This is a genomic window from Chryseobacterium sp. HNCC26DJ239, from assembly GCF_057180445.1.
Window position 1 is genome coordinate 91,916 of the sequence record NZ_JBXUGJ010000006.1, and the last position, 11,949, is coordinate 103,864.

13 protein-coding genes are annotated in these 11,949 nt (G+C 33.8%); 12 read left to right on the forward strand and 1 reads right to left on the reverse strand.

Annotated features, from left to right (window positions below):
- The first annotated feature begins 69 nt into the window (after window positions 1-69).
- The 8 genes from AC2A1D_RS13950 to ribA all read left to right on the forward strand — a co-directional run bounded on the left by AC2A1D_RS13950 (window position 70) and on the right by ribA (window position 6,979).
- Window positions 70-1,524: a lipopolysaccharide biosynthesis protein gene (locus AC2A1D_RS13950; protein ID WP_484044201.1), complete on the forward strand. Its 1,455-nt coding sequence runs from the start codon at window positions 70-72 to the stop codon at window positions 1,522-1,524.
- 21 nt (window positions 1,525-1,545) lie between these two features.
- The gene (locus tag AC2A1D_RS13955; RefSeq protein ID WP_484044202.1) at window positions 1,546-2,571 is read left to right on the forward strand and encodes a sugar phosphate nucleotidyltransferase; all 1,026 of its coding nucleotides are present in this window, start codon (window positions 1,546-1,548) and stop codon (window positions 2,569-2,571) included.
- A 91-nt stretch (window positions 2,572-2,662) separates the two neighbouring features.
- Window positions 2,663-3,505, forward strand: a complete 843-nt coding sequence (lolB1, locus tag AC2A1D_RS13960) for a lipoprotein insertase outer membrane protein LolB1 (RefSeq protein ID WP_484044203.1) — start codon at window positions 2,663-2,665, stop codon at window positions 3,503-3,505.
- Entirely contained in the window at window positions 3,502-5,064 is a 1,563-nt protein-coding gene (locus tag AC2A1D_RS13965; protein ID WP_484044204.1) for a murein hydrolase activator EnvC family protein, read from the forward strand. Before lolB1 ends, AC2A1D_RS13965 begins: the two co-directional genes overlap by 4 nt.
- A 30-nt stretch (window positions 5,065-5,094) precedes the next feature.
- On the forward strand, window positions 5,095-5,301 hold the full coding sequence (locus tag AC2A1D_RS13970) for a twin-arginine translocase TatA/TatE family subunit (protein ID WP_484044205.1): 207 nt from the start codon (window positions 5,095-5,097) through the stop codon (window positions 5,299-5,301).
- A 13-nt stretch (window positions 5,302-5,314) separates the two neighbouring features.
- Complete coding sequence (locus AC2A1D_RS13975; RefSeq protein ID WP_484044206.1) at window positions 5,315-5,926, forward strand: DUF4254 domain-containing protein; 612 nt, start codon at window positions 5,315-5,317, stop codon at window positions 5,924-5,926.
- Complete coding sequence (locus tag AC2A1D_RS13980) at window positions 5,923-6,372, forward strand: hypothetical protein (RefSeq protein WP_484044207.1); 450 nt, start codon at window positions 5,923-5,925, stop codon at window positions 6,370-6,372. Before AC2A1D_RS13975 ends, AC2A1D_RS13980 begins: the two co-directional genes overlap by 4 nt.
- A 10-nt stretch (window positions 6,373-6,382) precedes the next feature.
- Window positions 6,383-6,979: a GTP cyclohydrolase II gene (gene ribA / locus AC2A1D_RS13985; RefSeq protein WP_484044208.1), complete on the forward strand. Its 597-nt coding sequence runs from the start codon at window positions 6,383-6,385 to the stop codon at window positions 6,977-6,979.
- Between the two features lie 70 nt (window positions 6,980-7,049).
- Here the strand turns inward: ribA and AC2A1D_RS13990 are convergent, their stop codons facing one another.
- Window positions 7,050-7,520 (reverse strand): hypothetical protein, encoded by a 471-nt coding sequence (locus tag AC2A1D_RS13990; protein WP_484044209.1) that lies wholly within the window; start codon window positions 7,518-7,520, stop codon window positions 7,050-7,052.
- 160 nt (window positions 7,521-7,680) lie between these two features.
- Between AC2A1D_RS13990 and AC2A1D_RS13995 the strand changes: the two genes are divergently transcribed.
- From AC2A1D_RS13995 to AC2A1D_RS14010, 4 genes are all read left to right on the forward strand, one after another.
- Window positions 7,681-9,381 (forward strand): glycoside hydrolase family 3 protein, encoded by a 1,701-nt coding sequence (locus AC2A1D_RS13995; protein WP_484044210.1) that lies wholly within the window; start codon window positions 7,681-7,683, stop codon window positions 9,379-9,381.
- A gap of 14 nt (window positions 9,382-9,395) precedes the next feature.
- Complete coding sequence (locus AC2A1D_RS14000; protein ID WP_484044211.1) at window positions 9,396-10,046, forward strand: hypothetical protein; 651 nt, start codon at window positions 9,396-9,398, stop codon at window positions 10,044-10,046.
- 98 nt (window positions 10,047-10,144) lie between these two features.
- Complete coding sequence (gene bshA, locus AC2A1D_RS14005; protein ID WP_484044212.1) at window positions 10,145-11,293, forward strand: N-acetyl-alpha-D-glucosaminyl L-malate synthase BshA; 1,149 nt, start codon at window positions 10,145-10,147, stop codon at window positions 11,291-11,293.
- Window positions 11,294-11,436: 143 nt separating this feature from the next.
- A complete protein-coding gene (locus tag AC2A1D_RS14010; RefSeq protein ID WP_484044213.1) occupies window positions 11,437-11,904 on the forward strand; it encodes a hypothetical protein in 468 nt (155 codons plus the stop codon).
- The last annotated feature ends 45 nt before the right edge of the window (window positions 11,905-11,949 follow it).

The following is an 11,949-nucleotide window of genomic DNA, read 5'->3' on the forward strand; positions in this document are numbered from 1 at the left end:
TGAATTTTAATCTCCGAAATAAAAAATCACATTCTAAATATTTACATTTGCACTACAAAAATATAAATCTTGTACAAAAAATTATTTGGGCAAACTGCTGTTTATGGTTTAAGTTCTGTGTTGGTGAGGATATTTCCATTTCTCATTGCACCGATTGTTACAAAAGCTTTTGGACCGACCGCATCGTCGCCATTTGTAGACTGGTATTCTATTGCAGGGGTAATCACAGTATTCCTTACTCATGGTATGGAAACTTCTTTTTTCCGTTTTGCTCAAGAAAAAGAGATTGATAAGAAAACTTTAATCTCTACTTGTTCCATGAGTATCTTGGCTACAGGTTTTATTTATCTTCTTTTAGGGTATGTTTTTAGGCAAGATCTAGCCAATGCGTTCGAAACTCCGGATCAGGTCAATTATTTGGTGATGTTCCTTTTCATCTTATCGTTTGATGCGTTTTCAACAATTCCATCGGCCGTTTTAAGACTTGAAGGAAAGCCCGTTTTATACATGCTATCTAAAGTAATTGGTTCTTTGGTTTATTACTTCTTGGTGGTGTTTTTCATCAAATGGCTTCCTAAATTTCCCAACGGAATTTTAGGTTTAAAATATAATCCTGAAATTGGTGTAGGCTACGTTTTTATTGCCAATCTTGTACAAAGCATTATTACTTTAGCGATTGTAGGAAAGGAGTTTGTGAATTTCAGCTTCAAAAAGTTTGATTTTTCTCTATGGAAAAGAATCATGAACTACTCTTGGCCAGTAATGATTGCAGGTTTGGCAGGAATTATAAACCAAACATTAGACAGACAGTTTTTAAAGTACCTTTTACCGGAAAACGAAGCAAAACACCAAATTGGAGTTTACGGAGCGGTTTATAAAATTGCAACATTTATCACAGTTTTCAGACAGGCTTATCAGTTGGGAATAGAGCCTTACTTTTTCTCAAGTTTTAAAGATAAAAGTAATCATAAAACTTATGCATTACTAATGGATGTGTTTGTGATTTGTAACTGCTTAATTTACACAGGACTCATGGTAAATCTCCAATGGATCTCTGAAAGTTATCTAAAAAACCCATTATATTACGAAGGTATTGATATTATTCCTTTTGTAATGCTTGGAGCTTTATTTTTAGGAATATATTTAAATCTTTCAATTTGGTATAAGCTTTCAGATCAAACAAGAGTAGGTCTTTATATTTCTTTAATTGGTGCAGCAATAACTATTACCATAAACTTCTTATTTATCCCAAAATTTGGATATTGGGCAAGCGGAATAGCCGCACTCATTACTTATGGAAGTATGATGGTAATTTCTTACATTTGGGGAAGAATACAATATCCTATTAACTATAATACAAAGAAAATTATACTCTATATATTCTTATCAGTAGTAATTTCCATGATTTCCTTTTACCAATTTAGAGAAAATTACATCCTCGGAAATGCATTATTTTTGGCACTCATTTTAGTGATTGCTTATACTGAAAGATCAATTTTACAAACCATTATCAAAAGAAAATAAAACATAACCCAGACAATACTTATGAAAATTATAGTTCCAATGGCCGGTCGCGGCTCAAGACTACGTCCACATACCTTAACCGTACCAAAGCCGTTGATTCCGATTGCAGGAAAACCAATTGTACAAAGATTAGTAGAAGATATCGCCAAAGTTGCCGGTGAAGAAATAGAAGAAGTAGCTTTCATTATTGGAGATTTTGGTCCTGAAATCGAAAAATCATTAATTCAAATTGCAGAAAAATTGGGTGCTAAAGGAAGCATTTATTACCAAAACGACCCTCTTGGAACCGCTCATGCAATTAAATGTGCTGAGCAATCGATGACAGGAGATGTGGTGATTGCTTTTGCAGACACGCTTTTCCGAGCAGATTTTGTTTTAGATAAAAACTCAGATGGTGTTATTTGGGTAAAAAGTGTTGAAGACCCTTCAGCTTTTGGGGTGGTAAAATTAGACAACTATGGTTTCATTACAGATTTTGTAGAAAAACCTCAGGAGTTTGTTTCAGATTTAGCGATTATTGGAATTTACTACTTCAATTCTGCAGAAAAATTAATGGCAGAAATTAATTATATCATGGATAATGATATTAAAAACGGGGGCGAATATCAATTGACAACCGCTCTTGAAAATCTTAGGTCTAAAGGCGCAAAATTCTCTTTGGGAAAAGTAAACGATTGGATGGATTGCGGAAACAAAAACGCAACAGTAGAAACCAATTCGAAGATTTTGGAGTACGAAAAAGAAGCTATGTCTCAATATCCCGCTTCTGCGAAAATTGAAAATTCTTTAATCATTCAGCCATGTTTTATTGGTGAAAACGTAAAGATTTCAAATTCGAAAGTTGGCCCTGGAGTTTCTTTGGGAAATAATACAGAGGTAATTAATTCCAACATTGAAAATTCTTTAATTCAGGAAAACACAAAAATAAACCACGGAAATCTTTCTAATTCGATGATTGGAAATTCTGCACAATATTTCGGTGTTGCAAGAGAAATTTCTTTGGGAGACTTCTCTGTTTTAGATTTTTCTCCAAACAAATCATTTTAATTACTATCTTTAAATAAAATATTCCGAACCACACAAAATCTTTTGTGTGGTTTGGCGTTAATATTGCAAAGTTTTAGCAAATTTTTCGCGCATGAAAAAATGGATTCCCTTACTTATTGTAACGTTTTTTATCTTTAGCTGTAAATCTAGAAAAGGAGCTCAAGATAATGCCCAAAATTCTGACAGTCTTATGGTAAACAACCCCGATTCTAAAGAATTACAAGATGGCAAATATGTTGCAGACCGTTTAGATTTTTATGAAAAAATCTACATTCACGAAAAATTTGATTATCTAAGAATTACCAGCAAAATCACGGCAGACAACATTAGGGTAAGTCCGCTTGACGCGATTATTTACATTGAAACAGATAAAAAGATTTGGTCAAAAATAGATTTCCTTTTCTTCAATGCAGCAAGAGCAATCATTACTCCTGAAGGAATTAAGGCGATGGATAAATACAATAAAAATTACATCGATTCTGATTTTGAATACTTAAATAATCTGCTAAACGTAAATTTCTTCGATTATAAAAACCTAGAAAAACTTCTTGTTGGAAGAACATTCTTCACCTTAAGCAACCGAAATGCACGTATCATTAAGAATGATGAAGGATACCATATGGAGTCTATCCAAAACTTAAAATTCACCACCGAAAATGGCGAAAGAGAATATAAACTGAACTTGCAATATTCCGAAGATTACAACCTTACAGATTTAAAATTGAAGGATGTAAAATCCGATGATGCAGTACAAATCGTATATTCAAATTGGGAGACTCAACCCAACAATGTTAAGCTTCCAAAGAATGTTAAAATAATTATAAAAGGAAGTAAAAACAGCGAGATTTTACTAGAAAACACGAATTTTGTTTTTTCGAGGATGGAAACACCATATTCTGTACCATCCAGTTATAAGAAAATTGAAATTAAATGATCAAAAAAATCAGCCTTATTCTGAGTGTGCTTATTTTCGGATTTGGAAGCGCTCAGCGAAATAAAGAACAGCTGCAAAAAGAAAATGCAGAGCTGAAAAAACAGATTGCACAAATCAATTCAGATTTGGCAAAAACAAGAAATGAATCTAAACTTTCTATTGCTTATTTAACCAATGTAAATCAAAAACTGGCACTTAGAGAGAAAGTTTACAACAATACTCAAAAAGAAAAAAGATTTATTGAAGACGAAATATACCTTCGTCAACTTGAAATTAACCGTCAAAACAGAGAACTGAAAGTTCTTAGAGACAATTACGCTAAAGTTTTAGTAAATGCTTATAAAAATAAAGGGGTACAAAATAAGGTAACCTTTATTCTTTCTTCTAAAAACTTAGGAGAAGCTCTTCGTAGAGTGCAGTATTTGAAGAGATATGCAGATTATCAGGATCAAAAAGCAGCAGAAATTACCAATGCCGCCACCGAATTAAAAAAATCTGTAGAATCTAAAAGAAGATCTGCTACCGAAAAAGAAAACTTATTGGTTAACCAGAAGAAAGACCTTACAACCATTGAAGTTGAAAGAAAACAGAAAGAACAACTTGTTTTAGATTTTAAGAAAAACGAAACCAAACTTACAGCAGAGCTAAGACAAAAACAAACAAAATCTAAAGCGTTAGAAAGCCAAATTAGAGCTATTATTGCAGAAGAAATACGCATTGCTAAAGCAGAGGAAGAAGCTAGAAAAAAAGCAGAAGCAGAAAAAATTCGTTTAGCAAAACTTGCAGCTGAAAGAGAAAAAGCAAGAATTGAAGCGGAAAACAAAGCCAAAGCGGAAGCTCTGGAAAAAGAAAGAAAACTAGCTGAAGCTGAAGCTAAAAAAGCGGCAGAACTAGCTGCAAAACGTGAGGAAGAAGACAGAAAACGTACTGCAGATGCGGCAAAAGCTGAAGCAAGTGCAAGAGACGAAGCGAAAAAAGTTGCTGCTAAAAAAGCATTAGACGAAGCCAACGAAAAATCTAGAATTGCTACAGAAAAATTAAAAGCAGCGAGAGAGGCTGAAAACGCTTTAGCAAAAAGAAAAGAAGATGAGAAAAAAGCTGCGGAAACAAAAGCTTATACCAACTTCGGGGTTTCATCAGGAATTGCAGGCAACAACTTTGCCGAAAACAGAGGACGAATTGGTTTCCCTGTAGATAAAGGGCAGATTACCCATAAATTCGGAAAGCAACAACATCCTGTTTTCAAAACAATTTGGGAAGACAACAGCGGTATTAAGATTGCCGTTCCTGCAGGGTCTAGAGCGAAAGCTGTTTTCCCAGGTCAGGTTTCTTCTGTAATTGCGAATAACGACGGTACAAAAACCGTAATCGTAAAGCATGGAAACTACTTTACGATTTATTCAAATCTTACAAGCGTAAGCGTATCAAAAGGGCAACAAGTTTCTGCTGGTTCTTCAGTAGGAGCTATCGGGCAAGACTTTGACGGTGCATACACACTTGATTTCCAGGTTTGGAACGGAAGTACACCAGTAGACCCGCTCGGTTGGGTTTCCTATTAAAAAAAGATTAACTTTGTAAAAATTTTCAAAATGCAAGCATTAACAATATTAACCCCTTTTGCTCCATGGCATTGGGTTCTAGTAATCTTAGTAGTATTATTACTATTTGGAGGTAAAAAAATTCCTGAATTAATGAGAGGACTAGGTTCTGGTATTAAAGAATTTAAAGATTCTGTAAAAGAAGATGAAAAGCCAAAAGCTGATAATCAATCATCATCAAACAACAACAGTAATTAATAAGGTCTTTTAAATGAATTTTACCGAGACTGCTTGGAAAGTCTTCAATCAAAGCATTGAAGACTATCATGTTTTAGATCATGTAGATACGCCAATCAATAACCCTTACGAACTCAACAGTTTGGAACGCATTTTGTATGCAAAGAACTGGATTGACACCGTTCAGTGGCATTTGGAAGATATTATCAGAGACGAAAATATCGACCCTGCTGAAGCTTTAAAATTGAAAAGAAGAATCGATGCTTCAAACCAGCAACGTACTGATCTTGTAGAGTATATAGACAGTTGGTTTTTGGATAAATACAAAGAAATTACTCCAAAAACTGATGCGAAAATTAATACTGAGACTTTAGCTTGGGCTGTAGATAGGTTATCGATTTTGGCATTAAAAGTTTATCACATGGCTTTAGAAGCAAACAGAGATTCTGCATCTGAAGAGCACCGTGCAAACTGTCAGGCAAAATTAGATGTACTTCTTACCCAGAAAGTAGATCTTTCAGTTTCAATAGATCAGCTGCTTTTCGATATTGAGAACGGGAATGTTAAGATGAAAGTGTACAAACAAATGAAAATGTACAACGATGAAAGTCTTAACCCAATCCTTTATCAAAAGGGGCAAAAATGAAAAAGATATTTCTATCTGTATCAATAATATGTATTCTCGGGTCGTGTGTTACTGAAAAAAGCAACACATCACCAGTTCCCGCAGGAGTAACAACGGAAAACAAAACAGGTGATGAACCGGGTATTTCTTTAAGAATTTCCGAAAATACCTATGCTTCCGAAATTACAAATCTGCTTTCTACATTTCCTATATTTTCAAAAAAAGAGGTAAATGATGAGATCTCATCGCTTAAATACAGCCTGCAAAACTATCTTTACGCTGTAGACGCAGGAAATGTAGGTGCTAAAAATAAGCAATTGAAAGGAGTAGAAAAATCTTACAGAAAGATACAGAAGCTACGCAAATCTCTTAGTACCGACGAAAACGATATCTTAAACCGATATCTTGTACGCATAAAAACCAATATGGCAATTATTGAAAATACGATAAACGCCAGCAAAAAATAATATATAATCAATGATTACAATTCAGGCGGAAGCCAATGTTCCTACAGAACATGGTACTTTCCGAATGATCGCCTTTGCAGAAAATGCCGAAGATTGGATGCCGCACATGGCAATAGTTGCTGAAAATACGGATCTTTCTTCTGCAGTAAATGTTAGGTTTCATTCTGAATGTATAACCGGAGAGGTTTTTCACTCTCAAAAATGTGAATGCGGACAACAGCTAGATGCAGCAATGAAATACATTCACGAAAAAGGAGGTATCATTGTTTACCTTCGCCAAGAAGGAAGAAACATTGGGATTATCAATAAACTAAAAGCATATTCTCTTCAGGAAAAAGGTTTAGATACTGTGCAAGCCAATTTAGAATTGGGGCTTCCTGCAGACGATAGAAATTTTGGTGTAGCGATTGATATTTTGAACAATTTGGGCGTAAAAAAAGTAAACCTCCTTACCAACAACCCAGAAAAAGTAAGATATGTAGAACAAAGCAATATTGAGCTCAATTCTAGAATACCACTACAAATTCCTGCCAACGAAAACAGCAAAGGCTACTTGCAAACCAAAAAAGATTTTTTCGGTCACCTATTAGATGACAACGATAAATAAAGCAAAAGCTTCGGAAAAATTTCCGAAGCTTTTTACATTATAAAAAAAAATTGAAAAGATATTCTTGTGTTTATTTAGGCTCTTTCAGATTGTAATATTTTACAACGGCATTGTAATCATTATAATCAGGCTTGTTTGCATTCTTTGCAGGATCTGCAGGGATCAACACAATTCTAAAAGTTTGATTAGTTAAATATTCTGCTGTCTCAGCACTACTCATTGTTGCTTGGTCAAAATTTGCTTCTGAATAAATTTCTACATTACTAGAATCAAATAAGAAATTATAATCTAATTCTCTACCTGTTACTCCTGGTAAATAATACGTTTTAGGAATTAGCTGCCAAACTGCCGAAGCATTTGAATTTGAATTATAATTTCTATAAACCAAAACTACATCTGTACTCAAAATATTAATACCCGTATTAATAGAGTAATTATTTGATGCATTCAGCGTACCTGTAACATCTCTCATTTGTGCATCGACCTTATTTTCTTGTGGTGCCACGATCACATCATCACTTGTATTACAACTTACTACCATAAAACTTAGTATTGCGAAAACAAAAATTGGAAATAATTTTTTCATTTTATATATTTTAATATTAAATCGATTATGCCAAATCAAATGATATACCAAAAAACTTAAAAACTTTGTTTAGGCAATAATTTTAGTTGTATTTTTGCTCATATTCTATAATTTTATGAGAAGATTATCAAACGTATTACTTATCATTTTCTTACTTTCAACGCTACAACTCTCTGCACAATATCAGCCAAAAAACTGGTCTAAAACCGATATTAAAAAAGCCGAAAAATGGGTAGAAGAAAAATACAATTCTCTTTCTCAAAATGAAAAACTCGGCCAGCTTTTTATTGTCGCACTTTACACCAATAAAGGTGATAATCACATAGATGAGATTAGAAACATTGTTTCTCGTGAACAAATTGGAGGTCTTATTTTAATGCAAGACGATGCTGCAAAAGAGATTACGCTCGTTAATGAATTTCAGCAAAAATCTAAAACTCCAATGATGATTGGAATGGATGCAGAATGGGGATTGTACCAAAGAATTGCAGCCGCTCACAAATATCCTTGGGCGATGACTTTAGGTGCCATTCAAGATAAATCATTAATTGAAAAAATGTCTGCCAAAATTGCAGAAGACTGTCACAGAATGGGGATAAATTGGGATTTTGCGCCAGTTGTGGACGTAAACACCAACCCAAACAACCCAATTATCGGCAACAGAAGCTTCGGTTCTGAGGTAAAAAATGTAACGCAATCTGCACTTGCCTATTCAAATGGCTTGCAAAACAATAATATTCTTGCCGCGATAAAACATTTCCCTGGTCATGGTGACACCAATACAGATTCTCACCTAGACCTTCCGGTTGTTTCTCACAATTTAAATCGTTTAAACGAAATTGAATTAGCTCCTTTCAAAGCATTGATGAGTAAAGGAATTGGCGGTGTAATGGTGGCGCATCTTTACGTCCCTGCTTTAGAATCTGGAAAAGGAATTCCTGCCTCAGTTTCTAAAAATATTGTAACAGGCTTATTAAAGGAAAAATTTGGGTACAAAGGTTTAATTATCACCGATGCCTTAAACATGGGCGCCGTAGCCAACAAATATAAACCAGGAGAATTAGACGCAATGGCTTTCAAAGCTGGAAACGACATCATGCTTTTTTCACAAGGTGTTGCCGAAGGAAAAAGACTCATCCAAAAAGCCATCGACAATGGTGAAATTCCTCAAGCTAGAGTGGAAGAAAGCGTAAAAAAGATTCTTTTAACGAAATATTATTTAGGTCTAAACGAATACCAACCGAAAAACCCGAGCAATATAAATAACGACCTTAATAACGATTCCCACAAAAAACTGGTACAAAATCTTTATTCGAATGCTTTAACTTTGTTAAAAGACGAAAAAAAACTCCTTCCGCTCAACAAAACTTCAACGTATTATTATGTTCCGTTGGAAGAAGCGCCGTATCAAACTTTTGAGGACAGATTACAATTAGATGCAAAAATAATCGTTAAAAAAGCTTCGGAAATTTCTTCAATTCCAGCAAATTCAACGGTAATTGTTGGGTTTCATAAAGATAATTCCACAGCTTACAAACCCTATAAAATTTCGGCTGAATCTAAAAAAGTCCTTGCCGAACTTACCAAAAAGAACAATGTAATTCTCAACGTTTTCGGAAGCGCTTATGCTTTAAAAGATGTCGATATTTCTAAAGTATCAACCGTTTTGGTTTCTTACGAAAACAACGAAGATTCTATGACGGCAACGGCAGATGCTTTAAGTGGTAAAACTAAAATTTCAGGGAAACTGCCTGTTTTGGTAAATGACCAATTAAAAGCGGGAATGGGGATTAATCTTTGTCAAGAATCAAAATAAAAAAACACAATACCATGAATAATTATTTAAAAATTATTGCAATTCTGTCTCTATTTTTGTCGAGTCTTTTTCATGCTCAAGACTATACAGCAACTATTTATTTAAAAAATGGTTCACTGAAAAAAGGAAAAGCTAATGCAGCAATAAATGGAGAAACAAAACTTGCATTCAAAGAAGAGAATTCAACCAAAAAAGAGAAAATTGATGTAATGACAATCGATAAGGTAGAATATCTTGACCCAAAAACAAACGAGACTATCACCTTAGAATTTAAAGAATTTATTTATTATGTATTCTCAGACAAACCCAAAACAGAATACAATTGGATGCGAAAGTTGTCAAGTGGCGACATATCGCTATACGTTTCAGACAGTTATGACCCAGGCTTAAAGAGCAATGGTTATTATTACACTTCAACACCTTCTAATCTTACAAACTATTTTTTACAATATAAGGACGAAAAACCAGCAATGATTTATTTTATAAACAGTACATGGACTCCTAATAAGAAAAGTTTAGTAAAAAAACACGTGAAAAATTTCTTTCAAAATCTTTGTCCAGAGTTGGTAAATGATTTTGAAAATGAAAACATCGTTATCAAAGACCATAAAGTAGACGTACTTATAAAGTATTATGAAGAAAAGTGTTCTAAATCCTCAAAATAAGACCAGCTTTTCTAACAATTAAGTCATTTATTATTAAAAATTGGTTGATATTTAATTAAAAAAACAAAAGCTTCGGCTTTTCTAAATAAATTTAAAAAATGAAAATAGGTATACTTTGCTATCCCACATACGGAGGAAGCGGAATTGTAGCAACAGAACTCGGGATGTCTCTCGCCAACAAAGGTTATGAGGTGCATTTCATCAGTTCGGCGTTGCCTGCGAGATTAGATATTACCAACCCGAATATATTCTTTCACAAAGTAAATGTACAAACGTACCCGCTGTTCCAATATCAACCTTATGATATTGCTTTAAGCTCGATGATTTACAGAGTTGTGAATTTGTACAAACTAGATTTGCTTCATGCTCATTACGCAATTCCTTATGCGTATGCGGCGTTTACAGCAAAACAAATGTTGAAGGAAGACAATAACGATATTCCGTTGGTAACAACGTTGCACGGAACCGATATTACTTTGGTGGGGCAACATCCAAGTTACAAACATGCGGTAGAATTTTCCATCAATCAATCGGATGCGATTACTTCAGTTTCTGAAAGTTTGAAAAAAGATACATTGCAATTCTTCAATATTAAAAAAGAAATTCAGGTAATTACCAACTTTATCGACAATTCTGAATTTGATGAATGCAACGAATGCCAAAGAACACAGTTTGCCAATCCAGACGAAAAAATTCTGATTCACGTTTCCAACTTAAGACCGGTAAAACGTGTAGAAGAAGTGCTTCAAATCTTCAAAAATGTGGAGAAAAAAGTAAAATCTAAGCTCATCATTATTGGTGAAGGTCCGGATATGGAAAAAGTAAATCAGTTTTTGGAAGAAAACCCAGAATTGATTTCAAAAATTCGCCTTCTAGGAAAAGTGAACGATTTGTATAGAATTCTACAACTTTCGGATGTCTTTTTACTTCCGTCGGAACAGGAAAGCTTTGGTTTGGCGGCTTTAGAAGCAATGGCGGCTTATACACCGGTTATCAGCTCGAACGCTGGAGGAATTCCAGAAGTGAATATCCAAGGCGAAACCGGTTTCCTCGCCGAAATTGGAAATGTGGAAGCAATGAGCAATTACTGTATTAAATTATTGAGCAACGATGAGCTTTTAGCCCAAATGAAAATAAATGCTAAAAAACAAGCCGTAAGTTTTGATTTAAAAAACATCCTTCCGATTTACGAAGAAATGTATAAAACTACCATTGAGAAATTTAGAGGCGAACTTACAAAAGCATAAACATACAAGAGCGGAAACGCTCTTTTTTTGTTTAAATATCATCAAACCGTGTCAAGCTTTTGAAGCTTGACACGGTTGTTTTAAATAATTTAGACTAAAATATATCTCGAAAAAGTGTACTTTTAACAAGTAAAAAACTTCATATGAAAAAATTATTTATCGTCTTGCTTTCTTTAGCTATTTTAGGATTAATTATTATCAAATTTATAGACATCAATACTTTGCCTCTCAGACCTTACAAATTATCAAAACTCCCTTTTATACTAACAATAAGTTCGCTACTATCAATTCTTTCTTTGTTGTCTTTCGAAAAGAAAATTGTTTTCCTTTCTATTTTTAGTTTTGCTGGAATTTTTATTGTTTCTTCCGTTGCTCTTTCCTTTTTATTCAAAACAGAGGATTTTGAAAAAATAGATTATTGCTTCTCTCAAAAAGTTGAAAACTATGAATACAAAAAATATGTAGACGAATTCAACTGGACAAACGAAAGATTCATTCATCAAAACGATACAATTTATTTTGCTTACCCATCCAAACAAGACAATCATAAAGAAAAAAAATATAGTCTTCGGAAAAGTTTATTTCAACAATTTTATTATTTGAAAAATTAGAATAGAGAAACCAAATTTTCCCTACCTTTATTCTAAACACAAAAT

Excerpts from the sequence above, each read along its gene's own strand:
- AC2A1D_RS13955 (WP_484044202.1), top strand. The coding sequence starts at position 1,546 with ATGAAAATTATAGTTCCAATGGCCGGTCGCGGCTCAAGACTACGTCCA.
- lolB1 (WP_484044203.1), top strand. The coding sequence starts at position 2,663 with ATGAAAAAATGGATTCCCTTACTTATTGTAACGTTTTTTATCTTTAGC.
- AC2A1D_RS13965 (WP_484044204.1), top strand. The coding sequence starts at position 3,502 with ATGATCAAAAAAATCAGCCTTATTCTGAGTGTGCTTATTTTCGGATTT.
- AC2A1D_RS13970 (WP_484044205.1), top strand. The coding sequence starts at position 5,095 with ATGCAAGCATTAACAATATTAACCCCTTTTGCTCCATGGCATTGGGTT.
- AC2A1D_RS13975 (WP_484044206.1), top strand. The coding sequence starts at position 5,315 with ATGAATTTTACCGAGACTGCTTGGAAAGTCTTCAATCAAAGCATTGAA.
- AC2A1D_RS13980 (WP_484044207.1), top strand. The coding sequence starts at position 5,923 with ATGAAAAAGATATTTCTATCTGTATCAATAATATGTATTCTCGGGTCG.
- ribA (WP_484044208.1), top strand. The coding sequence starts at position 6,383 with ATGATTACAATTCAGGCGGAAGCCAATGTTCCTACAGAACATGGTACT.
- AC2A1D_RS13990 (WP_484044209.1), bottom strand. The coding sequence starts at position 7,520 with ATGGTAGTAAGTTGTAATACAAGTGATGATGTGATCGTGGCACCACAA.
- AC2A1D_RS13995 (WP_484044210.1), top strand. The coding sequence starts at position 7,681 with ATGAGAAGATTATCAAACGTATTACTTATCATTTTCTTACTTTCAACG.
- AC2A1D_RS14000 (WP_484044211.1), top strand. The coding sequence starts at position 9,396 with ATGAATAATTATTTAAAAATTATTGCAATTCTGTCTCTATTTTTGTCG.
- bshA (WP_484044212.1), top strand. The coding sequence starts at position 10,145 with ATGAAAATAGGTATACTTTGCTATCCCACATACGGAGGAAGCGGAATT.
- AC2A1D_RS14010 (WP_484044213.1), top strand. The coding sequence starts at position 11,437 with ATGAAAAAATTATTTATCGTCTTGCTTTCTTTAGCTATTTTAGGATTA.